General features: G+C 68.7%; 23 protein-coding genes, 3 tRNA genes and 1 pseudogene. 7 read left to right on the top strand and 20 right to left on the bottom strand.

What is annotated here, in order from left to right; genetic code table 11:
• Positions 1 to 96: 96 nt before the first annotated feature.
• From rplL to AQJ54_RS01150, 9 genes are all read right to left on the bottom strand, one after another.
• Positions 97 to 486 (bottom strand): 50S ribosomal protein L7/L12, encoded by a 390-nt coding sequence (gene rplL / locus AQJ54_RS01190; RefSeq protein ID WP_062023368.1) that lies wholly within the window; start codon positions 484 to 486, stop codon positions 97 to 99.
• A gap of 115 nt (positions 487 to 601) precedes the next feature.
• A complete protein-coding gene (rplJ, locus tag AQJ54_RS01185; RefSeq protein WP_020135822.1) occupies positions 602 to 1,132 on the bottom strand; it encodes a 50S ribosomal protein L10 in 531 nt (176 codons plus the stop codon).
• 286 nt (positions 1,133 to 1,418) lie between these two features.
• Positions 1,419 to 2,270, bottom strand: a complete 852-nt coding sequence (locus AQJ54_RS01180; protein ID WP_062023367.1) for an SCO4651 family lipoprotein — start codon at positions 2,268 to 2,270, stop codon at positions 1,419 to 1,421.
• A gap of 90 nt (positions 2,271 to 2,360) precedes the next feature.
• Entirely contained in the window at positions 2,361 to 3,206 is an 846-nt protein-coding gene (locus tag AQJ54_RS01175) for an SCO4651 family lipoprotein (RefSeq protein ID WP_062233010.1), read from the bottom strand.
• Positions 3,207 to 3,319: 113 nt separating this feature from the next.
• Positions 3,320 to 4,045: a 50S ribosomal protein L1 gene (gene rplA, locus AQJ54_RS01170; protein ID WP_062023363.1), complete on the bottom strand. Its 726-nt coding sequence runs from the start codon at positions 4,043 to 4,045 to the stop codon at positions 3,320 to 3,322.
• Positions 4,046 to 4,127: 82 nt separating this feature from the next.
• A complete protein-coding gene (gene rplK / locus AQJ54_RS01165) occupies positions 4,128 to 4,562 on the bottom strand; it encodes a 50S ribosomal protein L11 (protein WP_030317334.1) in 435 nt (144 codons plus the stop codon).
• Positions 4,563 to 4,896: 334 nt separating this feature from the next.
• Positions 4,897 to 5,757 (bottom strand): transcription termination/antitermination protein NusG, encoded by an 861-nt coding sequence (gene nusG, locus AQJ54_RS01160; protein ID WP_030317337.1) that lies wholly within the window; start codon positions 5,755 to 5,757, stop codon positions 4,897 to 4,899.
• Between the two features lie 80 nt (positions 5,758 to 5,837).
• Positions 5,838 to 6,125, bottom strand: coding sequence for a preprotein translocase subunit SecE (gene secE, locus AQJ54_RS01155; protein WP_020135829.1), 288 nt, complete (start codon positions 6,123 to 6,125; stop codon positions 5,838 to 5,840).
• A 110-nt stretch (positions 6,126 to 6,235) separates the two neighbouring features.
• Positions 6,236 to 6,308 (bottom strand) — tRNA-Trp (locus AQJ54_RS01150).
• Positions 6,309 to 6,556: 248 nt separating this feature from the next.
• On the opposite strand from AQJ54_RS01150, the gene AQJ54_RS01145 reads away from it, so the two are divergent.
• The gene (locus AQJ54_RS01145) at positions 6,557 to 7,783 is read left to right on the top strand and encodes a pyridoxal phosphate-dependent aminotransferase (protein ID WP_062023362.1); all 1,227 of its coding nucleotides are present in this window, start codon (positions 6,557 to 6,559) and stop codon (positions 7,781 to 7,783) included.
• A 119-nt stretch (positions 7,784 to 7,902) separates the two neighbouring features.
• Positions 7,903 to 8,943 (top strand): adenosine deaminase, encoded by a 1,041-nt coding sequence (locus AQJ54_RS01140; RefSeq protein WP_062233007.1) that lies wholly within the window; start codon positions 7,903 to 7,905, stop codon positions 8,941 to 8,943.
• Here AQJ54_RS01140 and AQJ54_RS01135 read toward each other — a convergent pair.
• From AQJ54_RS01135 to AQJ54_RS01095, 9 genes are all read right to left on the bottom strand, one after another.
• Positions 8,924 to 9,592: a hypothetical protein gene (locus tag AQJ54_RS01135; RefSeq protein ID WP_062233004.1), complete on the bottom strand. Its 669-nt coding sequence runs from the start codon at positions 9,590 to 9,592 to the stop codon at positions 8,924 to 8,926. The genes AQJ54_RS01140 and AQJ54_RS01135 overlap by 20 nt on opposite strands.
• An 81-nt stretch (positions 9,593 to 9,673) precedes the next feature.
• Entirely contained in the window at positions 9,674 to 10,729 is a 1,056-nt protein-coding gene (locus tag AQJ54_RS01130) for a UDP-N-acetylmuramate dehydrogenase (protein ID WP_062233001.1), read from the bottom strand.
• 739 nt (positions 10,730 to 11,468) lie between these two features.
• The gene (locus AQJ54_RS01125; protein WP_062023354.1) at positions 11,469 to 12,929 is read right to left on the bottom strand and encodes an MFS transporter; all 1,461 of its coding nucleotides are present in this window, start codon (positions 12,927 to 12,929) and stop codon (positions 11,469 to 11,471) included.
• An 89-nt stretch (positions 12,930 to 13,018) separates the two neighbouring features.
• A complete protein-coding gene (locus AQJ54_RS01120) occupies positions 13,019 to 13,588 on the bottom strand; it encodes a TetR/AcrR family transcriptional regulator (protein WP_207917339.1) in 570 nt (189 codons plus the stop codon).
• Between the two features lie 118 nt (positions 13,589 to 13,706).
• A complete protein-coding gene (locus AQJ54_RS01115) occupies positions 13,707 to 14,135 on the bottom strand; it encodes a MaoC family dehydratase (RefSeq protein WP_030317354.1) in 429 nt (142 codons plus the stop codon).
• Positions 14,136 to 14,143: 8 nt separating this feature from the next.
• Positions 14,144 to 14,596 carry a MaoC family dehydratase N-terminal domain-containing protein gene (locus tag AQJ54_RS01110; protein ID WP_062232996.1) on the bottom strand — a complete coding sequence of 151 codons (453 nt, stop codon included), beginning with the start codon at positions 14,594 to 14,596 and terminating at the stop codon, positions 14,144 to 14,146.
• Between the two features lie 102 nt (positions 14,597 to 14,698).
• Positions 14,699 to 14,863, bottom strand: coding sequence for a 50S ribosomal protein L33 (gene rpmG, locus AQJ54_RS01105; protein ID WP_018834916.1), 165 nt, complete (start codon positions 14,861 to 14,863; stop codon positions 14,699 to 14,701).
• 90 nt (positions 14,864 to 14,953) lie between these two features.
• Positions 14,954 to 15,026: transfer RNA gene (locus tag AQJ54_RS01100), tRNA-Met, on the bottom strand.
• Positions 15,027 to 15,072: 46 nt separating this feature from the next.
• Positions 15,073 to 15,145: transfer RNA gene (locus tag AQJ54_RS01095), tRNA-Thr, on the bottom strand.
• A 255-nt stretch (positions 15,146 to 15,400) separates the two neighbouring features.
• Here AQJ54_RS01095 and AQJ54_RS01090 point away from each other — a divergent pair.
• Both AQJ54_RS01090 and AQJ54_RS01085 read left to right on the top strand, forming a co-directional pair.
• Positions 15,401 to 16,708, top strand: a complete 1,308-nt coding sequence (locus tag AQJ54_RS01090; protein WP_062232993.1) for an amidohydrolase family protein — start codon at positions 15,401 to 15,403, stop codon at positions 16,706 to 16,708.
• Between the two features lie 148 nt (positions 16,709 to 16,856).
• Entirely contained in the window at positions 16,857 to 17,513 is a 657-nt protein-coding gene (locus tag AQJ54_RS01085; protein ID WP_062234787.1) for an SDR family oxidoreductase, read from the top strand.
• A 19-nt stretch (positions 17,514 to 17,532) separates the two neighbouring features.
• On the opposite strand, the gene AQJ54_RS46560 is transcribed toward AQJ54_RS01085, so the two are convergent.
• On the bottom strand, positions 17,533 to 17,745 hold the full coding sequence (locus AQJ54_RS46560; protein WP_078616641.1) for a hypothetical protein: 213 nt from the start codon (positions 17,743 to 17,745) through the stop codon (positions 17,533 to 17,535).
• 417 nt (positions 17,746 to 18,162) lie between these two features.
• Here AQJ54_RS46560 and AQJ54_RS01080 point away from each other — a divergent pair, with 417 nt between their 5' ends.
• Complete coding sequence (locus tag AQJ54_RS01080) at positions 18,163 to 18,702, top strand: hypothetical protein (protein WP_062232990.1); 540 nt, start codon at positions 18,163 to 18,165, stop codon at positions 18,700 to 18,702.
• Between the two features lie 288 nt (positions 18,703 to 18,990).
• Here AQJ54_RS01080 and AQJ54_RS01075 read toward each other — a convergent pair whose 3' ends face one another.
• The gene (locus AQJ54_RS01075; RefSeq protein WP_062232987.1) at positions 18,991 to 19,248 is read right to left on the bottom strand and encodes a hypothetical protein; all 258 of its coding nucleotides are present in this window, start codon (positions 19,246 to 19,248) and stop codon (positions 18,991 to 18,993) included.
• Positions 19,249 to 19,819: 571 nt separating this feature from the next.
• Between AQJ54_RS01075 and AQJ54_RS01070 the strand changes: the two genes are divergently transcribed.
• Both AQJ54_RS01070 and AQJ54_RS01065 read left to right on the top strand, forming a co-directional pair.
• Positions 19,820 to 21,211, top strand: a complete 1,392-nt coding sequence (locus tag AQJ54_RS01070; RefSeq protein WP_159055494.1) for a DNA sulfur modification protein DndB — start codon at positions 19,820 to 19,822, stop codon at positions 21,209 to 21,211.
• A 73-nt stretch (positions 21,212 to 21,284) separates the two neighbouring features.
• A pseudogene (locus AQJ54_RS01065) lies at positions 21,285 to 22,962 on the top strand (SRA domain-containing endonuclease).
• Positions 22,963 to 23,122: the final 160 nt, after the last annotated feature.

Raw genomic sequence — 23,122 nt, 5'->3', positions numbered from 1 at the left:
TGACCGCGCCTCCAGGAACGCCGAAGAGCGACCACCCGGATGGATGATCGCTCCTCGGCGCTTACGCGTTACAGGCCCAGCGGGACCTGTGGGGTGTTACTTGACCTCGACCGAGGCGCCGGCGCCCTTGAGGGACTCGGCAGCCTTCTCGGCGGCCTCCTTGGCGACCTTCTCGAGAACGGGCTTCGGGGCGCCGTCCACGAGGTCCTTGGCCTCCTTCAGACCCAGGGAGGTCAGCTCACGCACGACCTTGATGACCTGGATCTTCTTGTCGCCGGCACCCGTGAGGATGACGTCGAACTCGTCCTGCTCCTCAGCGGCCTCGGCACCACCGGCGGCACCGCCGGCGGCGGGGGCGGCAACGGCGACGGCCGCGGCGGCGGTGACGTCGAACTTCTCCTCGAAGGCCTTCACGAACTCGGAGAGCTCGATGAGGGTCATCTCCTCGAACTGCGCGAGCAGGTCTTCCTGGCTGAGCTTCGCCATGAGGGGCGATCCTTCCACTAATTTCGGCTGGTGCCGGATGTATCGATACGGCGGGCGTACTTACGGCCCGCTACGACCCGCGCCTCGGACGGCGCGGATCAATGCGCGAGCCGAGTTACTCGGCACCGCCCTGCTCGGCCTGCTTGGCACGAAGCGCCTCCGCGGTGCGGACGAACTTCGACGGGAGCGCCTGGAAGACCTGAGCAGCCTGGGTCTGCTTGCCCTTGAAGGCACCCGCCAGCTTGGCGAGCAGAACCTCGCGGGACTCGAGGTCCGCAAGCTTCTTGATCTCGTCGGCGGACAGCGCCTTGCCGTCAAGGACACCGCCCTTGATGACGAGGTTCGGGTTGTCCTTGGCGAAGTCACGAAGACCCTTCGCCGACGTCACCGGGTCACCGGTGATGAAGGCAACCGCCGTCGGACCGTTGAACAGGTCGTCGAGCGTCGAGATCCCGGCCTCGTTGGCCGCGATCTTGGTCAGCGTGTTCTTCACCACGGCGTACTGGGCGTCTTCACCGAGCGAACGACGCAGCGTCTTGAGCTGCGCCACGGTGAGACCCCGGTACTCGGTCAGCACAGCGGCGTTCGAGCTGCGGAACTGGTCCGCGAGCTCGGCTACCGCGGCAGCCTTGTCGGGCCTTGCCATAAGCGTGGCCTCCTTCCGGGTGATGAGGACCGCTCGGAAGGGGCTGAACAAAACGAAACGCCCCGGCGCAGGCGCACGGGGCGTAGCTCGACCGGAACACGCAACCCTGAGGCAGCGAGATCCAGGAGCAACTTCCACAGTCACCTGCGCGGGTCGTCCGCGATTCTCAGCGGATCCTTCGGCCACCGCACCCTCTCGCGAGGACACGACAACGACCAGCGGTCTTTGGCTTCTGGAGGAGCGTACGTGACCGGATCCCTGTCAAGCAAATCCGGTCCTACGACGATCAGCTGCTCTGGAGTTCCTTCATCATCTGGGCCAGGTCCGCCGTCTCGTTGGCGGGCGGGGCCTCGACGGTGACGGGCTTGTTGTAGTCGAGGAAGGTGAAGGTCATGTCGAACTTGCCCTTGGTGGCGTCGCCCTGCATGCGGAACTGCTTGGCGTGCTGCTGGGCGTCGACCCACATGTCCATCGTGAACTTGTCCAGGCCCAGCTTCTCGAGCTGCTCCATGCTCTTCTCGCGCTGCTCACGCACCGACTTGTCGGCGTCCTTGAAGGAGGCCTTGAGCTCGGCCAGCGTGACGTCGCCCGCGTAGTGGGTCGTCTTGACCCCCTCGACCGTCTCGGTGCCGACCTTCTTCACGTCCTTGGCGCCGTTGAGGAAGGAGGACATGGAGGCCGGGTTCTGGTCGGCCTGGCCGGCGCCGGGAGCGGCAGCGCCGAGGCCGCCGTCCTTGCCGAGCGCGGACAGGTCGAACTTCATCCACTTCTTGCCGTCCATCTCCTTGGCCAGCTCGGGGTTGCCCCCGATGTACATGGCCTTGTCGACGAGACGGATCTCCGCGGAGCCCTGACCGGCCGCGTTCATCTTCATGCTCATCGCGAGGTCGGGCTTGGTGCGCATGGCGGCCTCGGCCTGGACCTGCCCGGACTCGGGCATCTCGCCCTTCATGCGGTAGCGGAAGGAGGTGATCTCCTCCGTGTTCTTCGCCGCCTTGGCGACGGCGGCCGCGGGAGACATCTCCGGCGACTCCTCGCTCCCCTTGGAACAGCTCACCGCACCCGAGGCGAGGGCCACGGCGGCAAGGCCGACACCGATGGTCCGACAGCGCGCGGAACGTCGTACAGAGGTACCCATTGATTCCCCCCAAGGAACACATGGTCGATTCACAGCAAGACCGCGAGCCTATCCGAGAGGGACGGGAGGGGTCGGTGAATTCTCCGGCGCTCAGGAGGGGTTGGTGCCTGACTGTGACAGGAGCGCCTTGAAGTCCTGGGTGTCCGCGGCCGGCGGCCTGCGTACGGCGACCTTGACGCCGTAGTCGCTGTAGTGGGCGGACTGGGTGACCTTGCCGCCCGCTGTGCTGCTCTTCTCGACCTTCTTGACCAGGAGGTTCTTCTCGTCGATCCAGATGTCGAGACTCTCGCCGGTGACACCCGCGCTCCGCAGGCGCTGCCGGAGCCCGGCGTCGGTGATGTCACCGACCGCGACGGTGCCGGAGTAGTGGGTGGTGGACCGGCCGTCCACGGTCTCCTCGCCGACCGCGCGGACGTCCTCGGAGTCCAGCAGCAGCCGCACCGACTGATCGGGGGTGGTGGAGCGCATCTGCTCGGCGAGGTCGGCGCCGCCGCCGAGACTCCTCAGGTCCTCGTAGCCGTATCTGAGCCAGTGTCTGCCGCCCGTCTTGGCGGCGAAGGCCTCGCCCATGCGCGCGTAGTAGGCGTCGTGGAGGTAGCGGGCCTGCATGGAGGTGACGCCGAGGCCGCGCATGGTCGTGGCGGCGGTGCCGCCGGTGTAGCGGAGGGTGAGGCTGCCGGAGAGCCCGTCGCGCCAGGCGAGGAGGCCGTCGGCGGTCAGGGAGAGCTGACTGCCCATCACGGTGGTGGACCGCACCCGGGCCGTCCCGGCCTGCTGGGTGGAGCGCTCGGCCGTGCGCAGGGCGGGGAGGGCGGCGGGGGCCGAGGCGGAGTGCCCGGCTTCCGGCCCCTCGGGGGCACCGGAGGACGTGCAGGCGGCCAGTCCCGTCAGCGCGGCGACCGCCGCGACCCGGACCGCAGCCGTCGTCCTGTTCATACGTCCCCCCGGTACAAGTGCCCTGCTCGCACGCTAACTCAGAGCACCGGCCCCGCACACGGGAACGGGCCCCGCACCTCGAAAGGTGCGGGGCCCGTGAGCCGGCCGGTGTCTCAGACCGCGGCCGGGTCCTCCTCGACGAGGAGGTTGCGGGTGCGGTTCGGGTCGACCGGGATGCCGGGGCCCATGGTGGTGGAGACCGCGGCCTTCTTGATGTAGCGGCCCTTGGCGGCGGACGGCTTCAGACGGAGGATCTCCTCCAGCGCCGCGCCGTAGTTCTCCACCAGCTTGTCGTCCTCGAAGGACGTCTTGCCGATGATGAAGTGCAGGTTAGAGTGCTTGTCGACGCGGAACTCGATCTTGCCGCCCTTGATGTCCGTGACAGCCTTCGTCACGTCCGGGGTCACGGTGCCGGTCTTGGGGTTCGGCATGAGACCACGGGGACCGAGCACGCGGCCGAGGCGGCCGACCTTGCCCATGAGGTCCGGGGTGGCGACGACGGCGTCGAAGTCCAGACGGCCCTTCGACACCTCGTCGATGAGCTCGTCGGCGCCGACGATGTCGGCGCCCGCGGCACGAGCGGCCTCGGCACGGTCACCGGTCGCGAAGACCAGGACCCGGGCGGTCTTACCGGTGCCGTGCGGGAGGTTCACGGTGCCACGGACCATCTGGTCGGCCTTGCGCGGGTCGACACCCAGACGGAAGGCGACCTCGACGGTGCCGTCGAACTTGGTCGTGGAGGTCTCCTTGGCGAGACGGACGGCCTCGAGCGGGGCGTACAGCTTCTCCCGGTCGATCTTCTCGTCCGCAGCGCGAAGGGCCTTGCTGCGCTTGCTCACAACTGCTCCTGTGTGTTCTTAGGAGTCGTGGTACGGGCCGAGCCGGCCCTGCCACTTCTGCTTCTGTACGGGGGGTTGGGGCTCAGCCCTCGACGGTGACGCCCATGGAACGCGCGGTACCGGCGATGATCTTCGCGGCGGCGTCCAGGTCGTTGGCGTTGAGGTCGGGGAGCTTGGTGGTGGCGATCTCGCGGACCTGCGCCTCGGTGATCTTGGCGACCTTGGTCTTGTGCGGCTCGCCGGAGCCCTTCTCGATGCCCGCGGCCTTGAGGATCATCTTCGCGGCCGGCGGCGTCTTGGTGATGAAGGTGAAGGAGCGGTCCTCGTAGACCGTGATCTCCACCGGGATCACCCAGCCACGCTGCGACTCGGTCGCGGCGTTGTACGCCTTGCAGAACTCCATGATGTTGACGCCGTGCTGACCCAGCGCGGGGCCGACCGGCGGAGCCGGGTTGGCGGCACCGGCCTGGATCTGGAGCTTGATAAGCCCCGTGACCTTCTTCTTCTTGGGAGGCATGCTCTCTCCGGGTCCTTAGTGAGAGGTTGAGTGCCACCTGCGTGATTCGGATGCGTCAATTGGATGATTCATCCAGCAAATGGCATACCGCACTACGATAGCCGCTCGGCCCTCCGGACATGAAATCCGCTGGTCAACGCGACTGCGAACAGCACAAACGCTCCTCGCGAACCACCGTCGGATCCACCCGCTTCCCGTCGGCGAGGAAGTCGACCCAGCAGCGGTGCCGCCGGCAGCAGAAGGATCGCGGGCAGCCGGAAGCGACGAAGACGCCCCCTGCCGGTCTGCACCGGGGGGACGTCCTCGTCGGTTCTGGCCGGGTCGGCCAGGCGGCTCAGTTCTTCTGGATCTGGTCGAAGGACAGCTCGACCGGAGTCTCGCGACCGAAGATCTCCACCAGGCCCTTGACCTTCTTGGAGTCGGCGTTGATCTCGTTGATCGTGGCCTGGAGGGTGGCGAAGGGGCCGTCGGTGACGGTGACCGAGTCGCCGACCTCGAAGTCCAGGACCTGGACCTCGACCTTGCGGGCCGGAGCCGGCTTGCCCTCGGCCTCGGCGGCCTCGCGGGCGGCCTTCTCCTCGGCCTCCGGGGCGAGCATCTTGACGATCTCGTCCAGGGTCAGCGGGTACGGGTCGTAGGCGTTGCCCACGAAGCCGGTCACGCCGGGGGTGTTGCGGACGACGCCCCAGGACTCGTTCGTCAGGTCCATGCGCACCAGCACATAGCCGGGGAGCTTGTTCTGACGGATCGTCTTGCGGTCGCCGTTCTTGATCTGGACGACCTCTTCCTGCGGCACCTCGGCCTGGAAGATGTAGTCCTCGACGTTCAGCGAGACGGCACGCTGCTCGAGGTTGGTCTTCACGCGGTTCTCGTAACCGGCGTAGGTGTGGATGACGTACCACTCGCCGGGAAGGGTCCGCAGCTCCTCGCGCAGGGCGGCGACGGGGTCGACCGGCTCGGCCGGCTCTTCCTCGATCTCGTCCTCGACGGCCTCGACGTCACCGCCGGACTCCTCCTCGGAGTCGTCCTCGGTGTCGTCCTCGGCGTGGAGAGCGGCTTCCTCTGCGGGCTCGCCCGCCTCGGCGTCGGCAGCCTCGACCTCGTCCAGGTCCTCGTCCGCGCCCTCGACGATGTCGAGCTCGTCGTCGACAGACTCGTCGGGCTCGATGGCGTCGTTCAGGTTCTGGTCAGACACGGTGGCTGCTTCTTCCTGGATACAAGGGGTGGAACATGCGAAAAGGGGCGCCGGTAACCTCGGCGCCCTTCGCTCTGTGCTCAGCCGAATACGTACTTGGCGGCGTGGTTGAGTCCATAGTCAATCACGGTCACCAGACCGATCATGACGAGAACGAAGACGATCACCACGGTCGTGTACGTCGTCAGCTGGTTCCGCGTCGGCCAGACGACCTTGCGGAGTTCTGCGACGATCTGCCGGTAGAAGGTCCCCAGACGCTTCAGCGGGCCCTTCTTGGCACGCTTGCCGCCCTTGCGGGCCTTCTTCTGGGTCTCCGGCGCTTCGTCCTGGGCGCCAGGCGTGTCGATGGAGCCCACGGCGTCCGCCATTCGTCCTCACCTGTTCCCGGGTCGTGGCCGTGCCGCGCCCGGTTGGAGCCGCACGGCGGTGCATTGCTGTACGTACATGCGCACACATCCTGGCGAAGGTGTGTGTGTTGCAGGGCCGGAGGGACTTGAACCCCCAACCGCCGGTTTTGGAGACCGGTGCTCTACCAATTGAGCTACGACCCTTTGTGTGCCCCCCAACGTACCGCATCCAACCAGGTGCTCGGTGTGCACCTGCCGGGGCGGCTGCTGAAGGCCAACGAGGTGAGAGTGTACGTGGTCCGCGGCGCCTCGTCGAACAGAAAGCGCCCGTACGGGCCTTGGGGACGGAAGATCGCCCAGCGTGCGGTCCGAATCCGGACGGTTGTTCAACCGATGTTCAGTCTGTGAAACCCGTGTGCCGGGGGAGTTTCCGGTCTGGAACGATGGGTCCCATGAGCGCTGCAACCCCTCCCACCGAGCGCCGGGTCTCCGCCCGAGTCGGCGCGATCTCCGAGTCCGCCACCCTCGCCGTGGACGCCAAGGCCAAGGCCCTCAAGGCCGCCGGGCGTCCGGTGATCGGCTTCGGCGCCGGTGAGCCGGACTTCCCGACCCCGGACTACATCGTCCAGGCCGCGATCGAGGCCTGCTCGAACCCGAAGTACCACCGCTACACGCCGGCCGGCGGCCTCCCCGAGCTGAAGGCCGCGATCGCCGCGAAGACGCTGCGCGACTCCGGCTACGAGGTCGACCCGTCCCAGATCCTGGTGACCAACGGCGGCAAGCAGGCGATCTACGAGGCCTTCGCCGCGATCCTCGACCCGGGCGACGAGGTCATCGTCCCGGCGCCCTACTGGACGACCTACCCGGAGTCGATCCGGCTGGCCGGCGGTGTCCCGGTGGAGGTGGTCGCCGACGAGACGACCGGCTACCGGGTCTCCGTCGAGCAGCTGGAGGCGGCCCGCACCGAGAAGACCAAGGTCGTCCTCTTCGTCTCCCCCTCCAACCCGACCGGCGCGGTCTACAGCCAGGCCGACGCGGAGGCGATCGGCCGCTGGGCCGTCGAGCACGGCCTGTGGGTGCTGACCGACGAGATCTACGAGCACCTCGTCTACGGCGACGCGAAGTTCACCTCGCTGCCCGCGCTCCTGCCCGAACTGCGCGACAAGTGCATCGTCGTCAACGGTGTCGCGAAGACGTACGCCATGACCGGCTGGCGGGTGGGCTGGATCATCGGCCCGAAGGACGTCGTCAAGGCCGCGACCAACCTCCAGTCGCACGCCACCTCCAACGTGTCGAACGTCGCCCAGGTCGCCGCCCTCGCCGCGGTCTCCGGCAACCTCGACGCGGTGGCCGAGATGCGCACGGCCTTCGACCGCCGGCGCAAGACGATCGTCCGGATGCTCAACGAGATCGACGGCGTCCTGTGCCCCGAGCCCGAGGGCGCCTTCTACGCCTACCCGTCGGTCAAGGAGCTGCTCGGCAAGGAGATCCGGGGCAAGCGCCCGCAGGACTCGGTCGAGCTGGCCGCGCTGATCCTGGAGGAGGCCGAGGTCGCGGTCGTCCCGGGCGAGGCCTTCGGCACGCCGGGCTATCTGCGGCTGTCGTACGCGCTGGGTGACGAGGATCTCGTCGAGGGCGTCAGCCGGATCCAGAAGCTGCTGGCGGAGGCGCAGGACTGAGCTCGCCGCACCAGGGACCAGCTCCTCATGTGAGGAGCTGGTCCCTTTTTTTGTGCGAGCAAGACCACTAAAGGGGAAAGCGGTACCGGGACGCCCGTGACGTACGGCAGGATCGGCGAATGGAGCGTGTACGTGATGTCTCTGAGCTGCCGAAAGCCCATCTGCATCTGCATTTCACCGGCTCGATGCGCCCGGGGACGGTTCTGGAACTGGCCGACAAGTACGGGGTACGACTGCCCGAGGCGCTGGTCGAGGCGCTGACCAGCGGGGAGCCGCCGAGGCTGCGGGCCACCGACGAGCGGGGCTGGTTCCGGTTCCAGCGGCTGTACGACGCCGCCCGCTCGTGCGTCAGGGAGCCCGAGGACATCCGGCGGCTGGTGCGGGAGGCCGCCGAGGAGGACGTGCGCGACGGTTCGGGGTGGCTGGAGATCCAGGTCGACCCCACGTCGTACGCGCCCCGGCTCGGCGGGCTGATCCCGGCGCTGGAGATCATCCTGGACGCGGTGGAGACGACCTCGCGCGAGACCGGGCTCGGAATGCGGGTGCTGGTGGCCGCGAACCGCATGAAGCACCCGCTGGACGCGCGCACACTGGCCCGGCTCGCGGTGCGGTACGCGGACCGGGGCGTGGTCGGCTTCGGCCTGTCGAACGACGAACGCCGGGGCATGGCAAGGGACTTCGACCGCGCCTTCCACATCGCCCGGGAGGGCGGTCTCCTCTCGGCGCCGCACGGCGGTGAGCTGACCGGCCCCTCGTCGGTACGGGACTGCCTGGACGACCTGGAGGCCAACCGGATCGGGCACGGGGTGCGTGCGGCGGAGGACCCGCGGCTGCTGAAGCGGCTGGCGGACCGGCAGGTGACGTGCGAGGTGTGCCCGGCGTCGAACGTGGCGCTCGGCGTCTACGAGAAGCCGGAGGACGTGCCGCTGCGGACGCTGTTCGAGGCCGGGGTGCCGATGGCGCTGGGCGCCGACGACCCCCTGCTGTTCGGCTCACGGCTGGCCGCGCAGTACGAGATCGCCCGGCGGTACCACGGCTTCACGGACCCGGAACTCGCGGAACTGGCCCGCCAGTCGATCCGGGCCTCGGCGGCACCGGAGGACGTGAAGGCGAAGCTGTTGTCGGGCGTGGACGACTGGCTCAGTCACCCGGGCGCTTGAAGTGGGCATAGGGCGGATAGGGCTTGAACGAGACGAGCACCTCGTAGGGGTGACCGCCACCGGGGCCGTCCTTCAGCCGGATTCCGGTCATCAGGGCCGAGCGCCCTTCCGCCACGTGCTTCTGTCGCGGCCCCCAGCCCGCCGCGTACGCACACCCCATGGCCGTCTCGGCGAAGCTGCTCCGGTCGCCGAACAGGAAGAGGGTCCGCGCATGTGTGGCATGCCACAGCTCGTCCCGGTGATCGGCGCGTGCTCGTCGCCGTAGGAAGGCGTCCGCGTCTCTGCGCGTGCGCGCCTCGTCCGTGCGTACGGCCAGGGGGGTACCGGCCTTGAGCGCCCGCCGCAACGCTGGCCACCGGCTGGGTCGCAGCCCGTACGAGTGGTGCGCGAGAACGAGGTCGACGCGCTCGCCCCACCCCTCGTCCGGCGGGACCCCCTCCCGCAGCGGGACGTGGACGACGGTGTGGCGCGAGTACGCGGCGAAGGAGAACAGGCCGGCCAGCTGCTTCAGGCCGTCGTGGTCGCCGAGCAGCAGACCGATCGGTTCGGGTGCGGTCAGTGAGGTGTGGCGCAGGGTGTGCCGGGGCCGGACGACACGGTGTTCGCGGGGGCCGGTGCGGGGTCTGAACTCGGTGAGGTTCAGCCGCATGAGGGGGTCCTGGCCCTGGTCGTCATGGGCCCAGGGTTGCCGTCAGGTGCGGGTACCCGCAACCCGTTTCCGTCCCGCCTTCTACAGGTTGACGCCCACCGTCACGGGCTCGTTGACGAGGGTGATGCCGAAGGTCTCGTGAACGCCCGTCACGACCTCTCGGGCGAGGGCCAGGAGGTCCTCCGTGGTCGCGTCGCCGCGGTTGGTGAGGGCCAGGGTGTGCTTCGTGGAGATACGGGCGGGGCCGTCGCCGTAGCCCTTGGTGAACCCGGCCTTGTCGATCAGCCAGGCCGCGGAGGTCTTGGTGTGGCCGTCGCCCGCGGGGTAGGCGGGGGGTTCGGCGTCCGCGCCCAGGTGCTGCTTCACGCGCGCGTGGAACTCGGCGAACTGGGTGTCCGTGAGGATCGGGTTGGTGAAGAAGGAGCCGGCCGACCAGGTGTCGTGGTCGTCGGGGTCCAGGACCATGCCCTTGCCCGCGCGCAGCTTGAGGACGGTCTCGCGGGCGTCGGCGAGGGGGACGCGGTCGCCGGGTTCCACGCCGAGGGTGCGGGCGGTCTCGGCGTACTTGACGGGCGCGGAGAGACCGTGGGCGTCCTCCAGCTCGAAGCGGACGCGCAGGACGACGTACCGGGTCGGGTCTTCCTTGAAACGGCTGTGGCGGTAGGAGAAGGCGCACTCGTCGTTGGTGAGGGTGACGGTCTCTCCGGTGCGGCGGTCGTAGGCGATGACCTCGGAGATGGTGGAGGAGACCTCCTGGCCGTAGGCGCCGACGTTCTGGATGGGGGTCGCGCCTGCGGAGCCGGGGATGCCGGCGAGGCACTCGATACCGGCGAGTCCGGCGTCGACGGTGCGGGCGACCGCGTCGGTCCACACCTCACCGGCGGCGAGTTCCAGGTGGGTGCCGGAGAGTTCGAAGCCCTGGGTGCCGATGACGAGGGCGGTGCCCTCGAATCCCTTGTCCCCGATGACGAGGTTGGAGCCGCCGCCGATGACGAGGAGGGGGGTGCGGGTGCGGTCGGCCTCACGGACGACTTCGATCACCTCGGCGTCGGTCGTCGCGGTGACGAGGCGGGTGGCGGGGCCGCCCAGGCGGAAGGTGGTGAGGGGGGCGAGGGGGGCGTCGTGTCGTTCCTGCACGCGGTACAGGGTACGGGGGTGGGGGGCGGGGCTTCGTGTGCGGGTTCGGTGGGGGCGGGTCTTTGTCTGCGGGTTCGGTGGGGGCGAGTCTTTGTCTGCGGGTTCGGTGGGGGCGGGCGTTTTGCGCAGTTCCCCGCGCCCCTGGAGGCCTGCGGCGGCCTCTTGCGGTCCGGTGGGGGCGTGCGTAGCGCGTGCGGTTGCGTTGTGGGTCGGTGCCGGGGTGGGGGGTATCCGTCCTCGGTCCGGCGGCTCGGTCTCTCGATCAGTTCTCGGCTCCGGACGCCGGCCGCTGCGGGCGGACACCCCCCACCCCGTCCCCTGCCCGCCGTACGCGGCCAACGGTCCGGGGAGAGCGGGCGCGCGCGGCCAACGGCCCGGGGAGAGCGGGCGCGCACGGCCAACGGTCCGGGGAGAGCGGCGCGCGCGGCTGACGGTCGGGTGGGGCGGCGGAGGCTGACGGTCCCGTCACGGCGCAGGTGGACTGCAACTCCCCAGGGGCGCGGGGAACTGCGCGACCAGCCACGACGGACCCGCACCCGCCGAACACCCGACCCCGGCACCCCTCTAGGCGCCCGGCCCAAGCCCAGCGCAGCGGGGGCGCGGGGAACTGCGCGACCAGCCACAACGCACCCGCAGCCCGCCAAACCACCGAACCCGGCACCCCCATAGGCGCACCGCCCAAGCCCAACACAAGCGAAACGGCCCGCCCTCCCCGGACGGGACCGTCGCGCCACAAAACTCAGCTCACCCTCTCCAACTCCCGCGCCCCCTCAGAAGCCCCCCGCACCACATCCGCCGCAACCGCCCCCCGCGAGGGAATCAGCAGCGCCGCCACCCCCGCGGCGGCCACCACCCCCGCCCCCGTGACCAGCGCCGGCTGGAGGCCGTCCACAAAGGACTGGCCGGTCTCGTAGCCGCCCTGGGCGGAGAAGATCGACGCCATGACGGCGATACCCAGCGCCCCGCCCACCTCACGAAGCGCGTTGTTGGCACCGGACGCGATCCCCTGCTCAGAGGCACGCACGCTCGACATGACCAGGTTGGACGCGGGGGCGAAGAACAGGCCCATGCCGATGCCGCTGAGGATGAGACCGGGCAGCTGCGAGCCGTAGGACGCGTCGACGGTGACCACGGAGGCCAGGTACGCGAGGCCAGCCGCCTGGAAGAAGAGGCCCGTGGCGACGACGGGGCGCCCGCCGATGCGGTCGGAGAGGATCCCGGCGATCGGCGCGACGAGCATCGGCATACCGGTCCAGGGCAGCATCCGCAGCCCCGCCTCGGTGGGCGAGTAGCCGAGGACGCCCTGCATGTACTGGCTGAGCAGGAAGATCGAGCCGAACATGCCGAGGAACATCAGGAGGCTGGCCGCGTTGATGCCGGAGAAGGCCCGGGAGCGGAACAGCCGCATGGGGAGCATGGGGTTCTTGGCCCGCGTGCTGTAGAGGACGAAGGCCACGAGCAGGGCGGCGCCGGCGAACAGGGCGAGCAGGACCAGCCCGTCGGTCCAGCCGTCGGACGGGCCGCGGACCAGGCCGTAGACGACACCGAAGAGACCGCCGCTGGCGAGCAGCGTGCCGGGGATGTCGAGGCGGGCGCCGGTGCCGTGGGACTCGGCGAGGCGGAGGCGGGCCAGGGGCAGCAGGGCGAGGCCGAGCGGGACGTTCAGCCAGAAGATCCACTGCCAGGAGACGTGCTCGGTGAGGCTGCCGCCGATCAGCGGGCCGGAGGCGACGGCGAGTCCGTTGACGGCGCCCCAGATGCCGTACGCCATGCCGCGCCGGGCGGCGGGCACGGCCGCGGTGAGGAGGGTGAGCGTGAGGGGCATCATGATCGCCGCGCCGACGCCCTGGACCGCGCGGGCGGCGATGAGGGAGTCGATGCCGGGGGCCAGGGCCGCGGCGGTCGAGGCCCCGGTGAAGATCGCGAGGCCGATGAGGAAGAGGCGACGGCGGCCGAAGCGGTCGCCGAGTGCCGCGCCGGTCATCAGCAGGACCGCGAAGGTGAGCGTGTAGGCGCTGACGGTCCATTCGAGGTCGTGCAGCGCTCCGCCGAGGTCCTCGCGGATGGAGGGCAGGGCGGTGGTGACGACGAGGTTGTCGAGGGCCGCCATGAATCCGGCGACGCTGGTGATGACGAGGGCCCAGACGGCTCCCCCGCGGCGTGCGGTCGGCAGGGCCTGTTCTCGCTCTTGCTGTGACATCGCTCCTCCAGCGAGCTCCGTTTGATTAGTTATTGATTACTAAGTTTCGCGATCATGAAAAGGCGCCCGTGACGCCTGCTCCACTGAGCTCATTTCTCCAGCCGGCCGGTGATCCGCGCCGACGGGTAGAGCCCTTCCCAGACCCGGTGCTGGGGCGGGAACCCCATCGCCACCAGGCAGTTGATCAGCATCCCGTACGCCAGGAACGTCGTCGTCTCGTCGATGTCCGCGCCGAGCGGCAGGTGGACGGTGTCCCACAGCCGCATCCAGCCGGTCCGCACCGCCTCGCCGAACTCGTGGTCGCCCTCCTGTTCGGCGGAGCTCACCGCGACGTACATCTGCATCTGCATCTGGAGCCGCTCGGGCTGCTCCGTGATGATCCGGGTGTACGCGTCCGCCATGGCGTGCAGGGCCTCTTCGCCCTGAAGACCCTTGGACGCCTCCTCGAAGGTGCGGATGGTGTCCTCCACACAGCGCTCCGCCGCCGCCAGGAAGATCGCCTTCTTGCCCGGGAAGAGCCGGAAGAGATACGGCTGCGAGACCTCGACCCGCTTGGCGATCGCCTCGGTCGAGGTGCCGTGGTAGCCGCCGCGGGCGAACTCGATCATCGCCGCGCGGATGACGCTCTCGCGCCTCTCTTCTGCACTCATCCTGGCCATGCAGCTAAGTTAGTACTCAATCACTAACTTGGCAAGCGCCAGGTCGAGCAGGGGATGTAAGGAGCGCCCCACCATGGAGGGCGCTCCTTACATCAGCACTCTGGAGAGGGCTCGGCCCTCAGGCCAGTCGTACGACCGCTCGCGACATGCCCAGGACCTTCTGCCCGGCGCTGGTCGCGGTGAGGTCCACGCGGACCGTGTTGTCGTCGAGCTTGGCGGCGACCTTGGCGCTGACCTCGATCGTGGCGCCCTGGTCGTCGTTGGGGACGACGACGGGCTTGGTGAAGCGGACGCCGTACTCGACGACCGCGCCCGGGTCGCCGGTCCAGTCGGTCACCACGCGGATCGCCTCGGCCATGGTGAACATGCCGTGCGCGATGACGTCCGGCAGCCCGACCTCCTTGGCGAACTTCTCGTTCCAGTGGATGGGGTTGAAGTCCCCGGAGGCCCCCGCGTACTGGACGAGCGTGGCACGGGTCACGGGAAAGGACTGGGCGGGCAGCTCGGTGCCGACCTCGACGTCGCCGTATGCGATCTTCGCCGTCATGTTCCTCGTCACGCCCCCTCGGCCGCGCGGGCGACCAGCTTGGTCCAGGCGGTCACGACGTGCTCGCCCGCCTCGTCGTGGACCTCGCCGCGGATGTCGATGATGTCGTTGCCCGCCATGGACTTGATCGCCTCGATGGTGGAGGTGACGGTGAGGCGGTCGCCGGCCCTGACCGGGCGGACGTAGGCGAACTTCTGGTCGCCGTGCACCACACGGCTGTAGTCCAGGCCGAGCTGCGGGTCCTGGACGACCTGTCCGGCCGCCCTGAAGGTGATGGAGAAGACGAAGGTCGGCGGGGCGATCACATCGGCGTGGCCGAGCGCCTTGGCGGCTTCCGGGTCCGTGTACGCGGGGTTGGTGTCCCCCACCGCCTCGGCGAACTCGCGGATCTTCTCCCGGCCCACCTCATAGGGGTCGGTGGGCGGGTAGGTCCGCCCCACGAAGGACTGGTCGAGCGCCATGGGCTCGGCACCTCCTGCTTGCTCTACTGGTCGGTACGGGGTCCCTCAACGACGCGAGGCCGCCCCCGATCTCTCGGGGACGGCCTCGCGTACGAGCCTGATTTATCGCGTCTCGCGGTGCGCGGTGTGCGCGTTGCAACGCGGGCAGTGCTTCTTCATCTCCATACGATCCGGGTTGTTACGCCGGTTCTTCTTGGTGATGTAGTTCCGCTCCTTGCACTCCACGCAGGCCAGCGTGATCTTCGGGCGGACGTCGGTGGCAGCCACGTGAGTGCTCCTTGACGAACGGATGGGACGGGTTTAACGCATAGAAGAGTAGCCGATCGAAGGACCGACCCCACAATCGGCTACTGTCTGTAGCGGTGACCGGACTTGAACCGGTGACACAGCGATTATGAGCCGCTTGCTCTACCGACTGAGCTACACCGCTGTGATGCGATCCGTTCCCGCCTCGCGACGGGAACCTCACACACCAGAGCCCCAATACGGAATCGAACCGTAGACCTTCTCCTTACCATGGAGACGCTCTGCCGACTGAGCTATTGGGGCGAGCGATGAAGACATTACACGGTCCGCAGCCGTTCGCCCAAATCCGTTTCGTGGCGCCCCGGGTGCCTTGATCCACGGCCTTCCCGGGGGCCTCCGGAGCCTCTACGGCACGGCGGACCACACCGGTACGACTATTGCGCTCCTCCCGATGACGGCGGCGCCGCCGCCCTAGGCTCGACTCACTCTGCGTGATCTTGCGTCCCTTGCGCGGTTCCGGCGGCTCCGGGCAGCGCAGCCCCGAGCCCCTGGAGCGCGATGCCCGACAGCCAGCCGCAGCCGCACCACTCCTCGTCGTCCTGGTCGGGTGCCCCCTCGGCGGGCGGACCGGACGCAGCCGGCCTCCTGTTGTGTGGGGCGCGGCTCACCGACGGCCGGACCGTGGACGTACGGCTGGGCGGCGGGCGCATCGAGGCGGTCGGTACGGCCGGGAGCCTGGCCGCGGGCGGGCCACGCGCGCGTGGGGCGCGTGTGGACCTCACCGGCTATCTGCTGCTGCCGGCCCCCGCCGAACCGCACGCCCACGGCGACACCGCCCTGTCGGCCGACGTCGAGGGACCGCTCTCCTACGACCCCCACGACGTCCAGCGCCGGGCCACCGAGGCCGCCCTGCTCCAGCTCGGACACGGCGCGACCGCGCTCAGGACCCATGTGCGCGTGGGGGACGTCCAGGGGCTGAGCGCGCTGGCGGCCGTACTCCAGGCACGGCGTTCGCTGCGCGGGCTCGCCGAGCTGACGGCGGTGGCGATGCCGCGGGTGCTGACCGGGGCGGCCGGGGCCGAGGGGCTCGCGATGCTGCGGGACGCGCTGAAGATGGGCGCCTCGGTGGTGGGCGGCTGCCCGGACCTCGACCCCGATCCGACGGGTTACGCCGAGGCGGTCCTGGAGCTGGCCTCGGAGTACGGCTGCCCCGTCGACCTGCACACCGACGCCGCCGACCCGGCCCGCCTGGCCCGCCTCGCCGCGATGGCCGGCGGACTGCGGCCCGGTGTGACCCTCGGCCCCTGCGCGGGTCTCGACCGGCTGCCCGCCGAGGTGGTGTCCCGGACCGCCGACCAGCTCGCGGCGGCCGGGGTGGCGGTGGTGTGCCTGCCGCAGGGCGGCTGCGGTGCCGTCGACCGGCGGGACACGACGGCCACCGCGGCCACGGCTCCGGTACGGCTGCTGCGGGCGGCCGGGGTCCGGGTGACGGCCGGAAGCGGTGCGCTGCGGGACGTCTCGAACCCGGTGGGGCGCGGTGACCCCCTGGAGGCCGCGTACCAGCTCGCCTCCCGGCACGGGCTGCGGCCCGAGGACGCCTACGACACGGTGAGCGGCTCCGCGCGGGCCGTCCTCGGGCTGCCCGAGGTGCGCGTGGAGGCGGGATTCCCGGCCGAGTTGCTCGCGGTCCGCGGCGACCGCCTCGCCGGCGCGCTCTCCCTCGCGTACAGCCGGATCGTGGTGCACAGGGGGCGCGTGGTGGCACGCACGAGCGCGGTACGGGAGTACTGCAACTCGGCGGGGACGGCGGAGTCGGGACTGCCTCGGCAGGGACGGCCTCGGCAGGGGCGGGGGGAGGTGTCGTAGCGGTCGCGGGTGAGCCGTTCCCGGACCCGATCGTGGAGACGGAGGCCGCGCCCGGGCGCTGCGAGGTGCCTGAGAGGTCGGCCGTAGCGGGTCCCTGTGCGCCGGACGGCACAGGCGGATGCGGCTGTTGGGGCGTACGGTCGAAGACATGCGCATTGTCATCGCTGGTGGACATGGTCAGATCGCGCTGCGGCTGGAGCGGCTGCTCGCCGCGCGCGGAGACGAGGTCGCGGGGATCATCCGCCGCGCGGAACAGGGCGACGACCTCCGGGACGCCGGCGCCCAACCGGTCGTGCTGGACCTGGAGTCGGCCTCGGTCGAGGAGGTCGCGGCTTCGTTGCAAGGCGCCGACGGGGCGGTCTTCGCGGCGGGCGCGGGCCCTGGCAGCGGCGTGGCTCGCAAGGACACGGTGGACAAGGCCGCAGCGGTGCTGTTCGCGGACGCGGCGGTACGGGCGGGCGTACGGCGCTTTGTGATCGTGTCGTCCATGGGCGCCGACCCGCACCACGAGGGCGACGAGATCTTCGACGTGTACCTGCGCGCCAAGGGCGAGGCGGACGCCTATGTGAGCGGCCTGGACGCCCTGGACTGGACGATCCTGCGCCCGGGCGCCCTCACGGACGACCCCGGCAAGGGCCTCGTACGGCTGGAGGCGCACACCGGGCGGGGCCCGATCCCGCGCGACGACGTGGCCGCCGTACTCGCGGAACTGCTGGACACACCCGCGACGTCCGGGCTGACGCTGGAACTGATCAGCGGTTCCACGCCGGTGTCGGTGGCGGTCAAGTCGGTGGCGGGCAACTGAGGTTGACTGGGGAGGCAGTTCAGAACAGCGGGAGCTGGCCGGGGACCACGGGGACCGTGTACCCGTCCAACGACGGTTGTGCCGCTCCGAGTTCCGCCTGTCTGCGGGAACCCGGGCAGGAGACCAGCTGACCTCTTTCGCGGGCTCCGGGCGGATCGTGCCGTGCGAAGCGACCGGCGACGACCGCGATCTCTCGACGGCACTCGGGGCAGAGCCTGCGACGACTGGACATGCAGTCAGTGTGCCCCGGAGGAGCGGGGATCGTGCGTCTGGGACCGCGGGCGGGTCGGAGGGTCTGGGGCCGTGGGCGGTCGGAGGTCGGGGACCGTGGGCGGCCTGGAACCGTGATGGTGGAGCGTCGGGGACGTGGGCGGTCGCAAGGCCTGGAACCGTGACGGTCGGAGCGTCGGGGACGTGGGCGGTCGCAAGGCCTGGAACCGTGACGGTCGGAGCGTCGGGGACCGTGGGCGGTCGGAGCGTCAGGGACCGTGGGTGGTCGGAGGGTCCGGGGCCGTGCCGACGGACGCGACCTGCACTGCCCCACCCACTCACCCACCCACCCGCTCGCTCCCCTCACCCCAATAGGCCGTTCTCGAAGGGGTATTCGGAAACGACAGCGGTAACCGTCGATTCCGAGGAGGTACGTGCCGTGCGCTCCTTCAAGCGCTGGCTCGACCGCAGTCTGGCCGCACAGGCGGTCTTGATCTTTCTTGTGTGCGTGGGCGTCACCGCCCTGATCCGCTGGGACCGGGACCCGGTCCTGTGGGTGGTGCGGGCGGCGCTCTACACCGCCATCGCCGTGACGATCGTCGCCGTACAGCGCCGCAGGGCCCGCCGCGCGGCAGGCACCGACGCACGCGGACTCGCCGAACTGGGCCGCCGGATCCGCCACCGCGAGGTGCCGACCGACCCCGAGGAACGCGCGGCCATGCGCAAGCTGGTGGACGACCAGCAGCAACGGCTCGAACGCAGCGCCCGCTGGCTGCCGTACTGGCTGGCTCTCATGGGTCTGGCCGCGGCAGCGCTGCTCGCCCTGGGGGTGGCCACCGGCTCGCTGGTCTTCCCGTTCGTCTTCGCCCTGGGCACGGCAGCTTTCTGCCTCTGGATCCTCTGGATGCGCCGCCGCACGAGGGAGCGTTACGGCTATATGCGCTCGGCCTTGCAGGAAGAACACGAACACGTGTCCTGACCCAGGCCGCCCCGTCCCGCCTCGGCACGACCCACCCAGGCCCGGTGAGGCAAATCACCTCTCGCACCCCAGCACACGAAGAAACCCCCTCCGTTCTGCGTTTCCGCAGTTCAGAGGGGGTCTCTTTCTCAGCGTGGCGGCGCCAGGATTCGAACCTGGGAAGGCTGAGCCGGCAGATTTACAGCGGGCCGGGTCTCACGCGCCCCGCCTGGCACGACAGGCAATGGAGCCTCCTGCGGGGGACACGTGGGGGACGACTTCGGTCCGAGGGCGCCTCACGGAACTTCGCTACGCGACCAGGAGACCTCCAGTCGGCGGCTCGGGACCACCCATCCGCGCCAACAGATAAGCGCCATAGACGCTCAGGATGCTGACGAAGTACTCCCCGAGGTCCAGCGGGATCTGGGTGTCGACGATGGCGAAGACGATGGCGACCCCAATGAGCCGGACCGCCACGTCCACCCCCGTCAGTTGCCCCTCGCGGTCGTCGGGCGGCTGATCATCGCCATGGTTGTCGGGCAGGGGTGACTTACTGTCTACTGACATTGGGCCCCTTTCGAGGGTTCTGGGTGGGCCGCGTTTCGGTTTTCGACGACTTGGGGCGCGGCTCCACCAACAACTGCTGACCTACATCGCGACTCCGCGGAGGGTTATGCCCTCGGCGACCGCGGCGGCGTGGACCACGAGAAGCGTCAGGGTTCTCCCGGCCCTCTCGTTTTTAGCCAGGCCATTTTTGCGCACAGAGCCAGGCTCACGAGCGGAGCGTAGTCACACGGGGTGAGGTGCCGCAACTACCCAAGGCCGTAGACCTCCACCCCCGCTCGCGCGTAGCGCAGGAGGACTTCGCCGCCCGGCCCCCGTGCCCCCTCCAGGCGACCCCGTTTCGCAGCGCCACCATTCCGTCATGGAGCGACCTCCACACCATGGCTGAGCTGCAGAGATTCAACATCTGCGACCATCAGGCGGCGCATGACAGTCACCCACGGACACCGGAGTGGTTGCGTAGCAGCACAACGCAAGATTACGCTCGCGACGCGCGCGTGGCGAGCTGGAAAAAAATCGCCAGGCAAAATCTTCGAAGGGCAAGTTGATGACATCCGAGGCGGACATTCAGGCGATGACCGAGGGCGAGGACATGCGCCCGGTCTCGTTCAGGACTCCGGCGTTCCGGACCATGATCGGCGACATGCCGTCGTTCAACTTCGTTCATCCCGTGCCTGCCCTCGTGGAGCTCAGGGCGCGCACCGAGTCGGGCGTGATCGTCCGCAAAGACTTCGATCTTGATGACGAGGAGTACGGCAACCGCCCTATCGACTTCAAGCATGTGGAGAAGATCGCGAACGGGCTCTACGACCGCCCCGACACCCCAATTCAACAGATCCAGCTCGCCATCCCGAAGGACATCGACGGCGAGAAGACCTTCCGCTGGAAGCGCTTCAACTCCATCTCTCCCGGCGTCGAGTTCGGCATGTTCACGGTCTACCAAGGCACACCCATGCACATCGAGAACGGGCAGCACACGCTGGAGGCACTCGCCCGAGTCTGGGATCGGGTCAAGGGCTCCTCCTTCGGCGAGGACCAGAAGAAGGAGGGCGTTCTGAAGGCGAGTGCTGCCCCCGTCCAGGTACTCGTGCAGAGCGATCGGGACGAGGTCACGAGGATGTTCGTGGTGGCGGGGATGACAAAGCCAATCTCCCCAGCACTCATGACGGCTCTTGACCAGAGTTCGTACGCGAATCGGCTCGGTACACAGGTAGGACGCCGTGCACGACTCCTCACCGACGAACCCGCTCGTCTCGTTTACCTGCGCTCCGCCGCACGCGAGGAGTCGCTGTACTCGACCGCTCACATGCGGGGGTTCACCACCGCCACGCTGGTCGGCTTCAGGGACCGCACTCCCGATGCGCGCGAGGCGAACGTGCGCAAGGTACTCGAGGAGCGTGCCGGATCAAGCGGCAACCTCAACGACGAATTGGAGGCGGTCGTCACCGAAACTGTGACCGCTCTCGATTACGCGTATGAAAGGGTTCCCGGCTGGAAGGAGCTTCGCCGTTCCCCGGACGGGGCGGGTCTGTCGCCCAAGCAGTTCCGCGCGGAGTATCTGCACGGATCCCCAGCTGGCCTGTACGTGATTGGTGGCGTCCTTGGAGCTGCACGGTTCTGCGGTGTCCCGCTGAACGACGTCATCGATGCGCTCGCAGAGCTCCCTTGGGGCCGATCCGAAGGCAAGATCCGCAAGGTGGACGGCGTAGAGAGGATGCAGCACCTCCTCTTCGAGGACACCCTCGTCCGCTTCGAGAAGGGAACGGATTCAGGCGGCAACGTCATCTGGTCACCGACTACTGCCGGCGGCGCACGGACCAACTATGAGGCCGCCACGGAGAGGGTGTTGAAGGAGTTGGCGCGTGAAGCCGCCTTCAAGGAGATGTACCACGTGAAGACACTTGTGCACCTAGGCCTGCGGTCGGCGAACCGTCGCGGCCGCCCGCGCAAGGCGGTTGAGAGCTAGCACCGAGCCAGCACAGTCGAGCCGTATCGATCCGCCAACCGCGCTGTCAGTGCTGTGATCTACGGTGTCGCGCATGGCACCTTCTGAGATCACTCGTGCAGGCATCTTGCAGGCAATTGCGGAGCACGACCGGATCGGCCCGGAGGCGTTCCGGGACACCTACGGCTTCCGCGCCTCGGCTACCTATCTCCTGGAGCACGAGGGGAACCTGTACGACTCGAAGGCGATAGCTGGCGTTGCCCACAAGTACGACTTCGGTGTAGCGCTCAAACCCTCCTCTCCGGGGCTCAGCGGGGGCCTCAAGCATGCAGTGGCGTGGCTCCAGAGGGAGGACTTCACCGTGGTGGCACCCCCCAAGACCTTTCACCGGCGCGTGGGAGACGTCCGGCCGACTCGACGTGCGACGGGGCCCGCTCTGCACCGTCCCGTCCTGCTGCTCTGGGCTATCGGCCAGGCTTTGGCCGGAGCACCCCCGCATGCAGACATGGGCAGCCACACGTGATGCCGTCGCACCTCTGCTGGTGAAGTACGGCCAGGTGGAAGACGGTATGGACGGGGCCCGGTACCCGTTCTGGGCCCTTGTTCGCGATGAGCTGTGGACCATCGAGCAGGTGCAGGACCTCACCCTGACCAGCCGCGGGCGACGCCCAACCCTGGAGTCGCTGAATGAGGTCAATCCCCTTGGCGGTCTGCGCGAGGACGACTACAACCTGCTCCGCTCGCACCCGGATGCCGCGGCATCCGCGGCTGCCGGACTGATCCTGCGCTACTTCCATCCGCTTCTAGCGGGCTTGCTCGAAGACTTCGGCCTCCACGAGTTGCTCGCCGGCAGGTGGCCGGATGCTCTGCGCCCGGTGCTTGGGGAAACGTTCAAGGATAGGGATGCCATTTGGCGGGTCTATGGCGGTCAGAAGATGGCAGGGATCGGCTGCCTGGCTGATGGCATCCTGAGCGTCTTCTCGGACGACAAGGGGCCTTACGCCGATGGGCGCATCCCGGACACCAGCTGGATCGCCTACGTAGGCGACGGTCTGTCTGGCGACCAGAAGCTCACTGACGGCAACGAGCTCATGGCCGAACATCAGACGGCTGGTAGCCCGCTGCGCTACTGGCACAAGCCGTACCAGGGACAGTTCAGCTTCGAAACCTGGGCCGTGATCGTGCAGCGCCGACTACGGTGGGGCGTGGGAGAGGACAAGCTGCCCCGTCGCGAATTTCTTTGGGTGCTGGCGCCTGTTCCTTCCCCGGAGCGGGAGACCTGGCCCGCCGAAGTGCTCGAAGCGCTGGACGCCGATACAGGGGAGCTCCACGACGACACTGGTGACTACCGTCCCAGCGACCTCGCCCTTGGAGCCCCCAGTGTCGAAGAGAGCGACCAGGATGCGTATCGGCGTCTGGCGCAGAAGGCTGAGGCGAACGCCGAGCGCCGCCGCGGGATGAAGAAGCCCACGCTGGCCGACAAGTATATCCGTGACCCCAGCGCGCGAGCTGCCGTCATCAAGCGCTGCCGCGGCAGGTGTGAAAGCCCTCAATGCGCAGGCCACCCCACCGAGCTGACCACAGCCGGCCTGCCAATCTTGCAGGTCGACCACGTCAAAGACCTCGCCAAAGAGGGACACGACGTCCCGTGGAACATGATCGCGTTGTGTCCCAACTGCCACGCCCTCAAGACCTACGGCGAAAACAAGGAGAAGCTCCGGCGCTTGCTCACTGTTACAGCCCGACGCCTTCATGAGGCGATGCTGGATTGACTCACCCGTGCCGGCGTCCTCGTAGAGTAAACGCCGGCACGGCAAAACAATGACTGTTAAGGTCGGTGTGGATTGCATTGCAATACAGGATTGCATTGCAATTTTCTCTCATCCAGCAGTGGTGAAGTACCGACCTGGCCGCAGTTTGGTTGCGAGGATT

The sequence above is a fragment of the Streptomyces griseorubiginosus genome, from assembly GCF_001514195.1.
GTDB classification, from domain to species: Bacteria; Actinomycetota; Actinomycetes; order Streptomycetales; family Streptomycetaceae; genus Streptomyces; species Streptomyces griseorubiginosus.
The sequence above is the reverse complement of the archived record's forward strand: the minus strand, read 5'-3'. Positions and strand labels throughout refer to the sequence as shown.

Bases quoted from the DNA above. Each gene is read 5' to 3' on its own strand.
- rplL (WP_062023368.1), bottom strand. From the start codon at position 486: ATGGCGAAGCTCAGCCAGGAAGACCTGCTCGCGCAGTTCGAGGAGATG.
- rplJ (WP_020135822.1), bottom strand. From the start codon at position 1,132: ATGGCAAGGCCCGACAAGGCTGCCGCGGTAGCCGAGCTCGCGGACCAG.
- AQJ54_RS01180 (WP_062023367.1), bottom strand. From the start codon at position 2,270: ATGGGTACCTCTGTACGACGTTCCGCGCGCTGTCGGACCATCGGTGTC.
- AQJ54_RS01175 (WP_062233010.1), bottom strand. From the start codon at position 3,206: ATGAACAGGACGACGGCTGCGGTCCGGGTCGCGGCGGTCGCCGCGCTG.
- rplK (WP_030317334.1), bottom strand. From the start codon at position 4,562: ATGCCTCCCAAGAAGAAGAAGGTCACGGGGCTTATCAAGCTCCAGATC.
- secE (WP_020135829.1), bottom strand. From the start codon at position 6,125: ATGGCGGACGCCGTGGGCTCCATCGACACGCCTGGCGCCCAGGACGAA.
- AQJ54_RS01145 (WP_062023362.1), top strand. From the start codon at position 6,557: ATGAGCGCTGCAACCCCTCCCACCGAGCGCCGGGTCTCCGCCCGAGTC.
- AQJ54_RS01140 (WP_062233007.1), top strand. From the start codon at position 7,903: ATGGAGCGTGTACGTGATGTCTCTGAGCTGCCGAAAGCCCATCTGCAT.
- AQJ54_RS01135 (WP_062233004.1), bottom strand. From the start codon at position 9,592: ATGCGGCTGAACCTCACCGAGTTCAGACCCCGCACCGGCCCCCGCGAA.
- AQJ54_RS01125 (WP_062023354.1), bottom strand. From the start codon at position 12,929: ATGTCACAGCAAGAGCGAGAACAGGCCCTGCCGACCGCACGCCGCGGG.
- AQJ54_RS01120 (WP_207917339.1), bottom strand. From the start codon at position 13,588: ATGGCCAGGATGAGTGCAGAAGAGAGGCGCGAGAGCGTCATCCGCGCG.
- AQJ54_RS01115 (WP_030317354.1), bottom strand. From the start codon at position 14,135: ATGACGGCGAAGATCGCATACGGCGACGTCGAGGTCGGCACCGAGCTG.
- AQJ54_RS01110 (WP_062232996.1), bottom strand. From the start codon at position 14,596: ATGGCGCTCGACCAGTCCTTCGTGGGGCGGACCTACCCGCCCACCGAC.
- AQJ54_RS01090 (WP_062232993.1), top strand. From the start codon at position 15,401: ATGCCCGACAGCCAGCCGCAGCCGCACCACTCCTCGTCGTCCTGGTCG.
- AQJ54_RS01085 (WP_062234787.1), top strand. From the start codon at position 16,857: ATGCGCATTGTCATCGCTGGTGGACATGGTCAGATCGCGCTGCGGCTG.
- AQJ54_RS46560 (WP_078616641.1), bottom strand. From the start codon at position 17,745: ATGTCCAGTCGTCGCAGGCTCTGCCCCGAGTGCCGTCGAGAGATCGCG.
- AQJ54_RS01075 (WP_062232987.1), bottom strand. From the start codon at position 19,248: ATGTCAGTAGACAGTAAGTCACCCCTGCCCGACAACCATGGCGATGAT.
- AQJ54_RS01070 (WP_159055494.1), top strand. From the start codon at position 19,820: ATGACCGAGGGCGAGGACATGCGCCCGGTCTCGTTCAGGACTCCGGCG.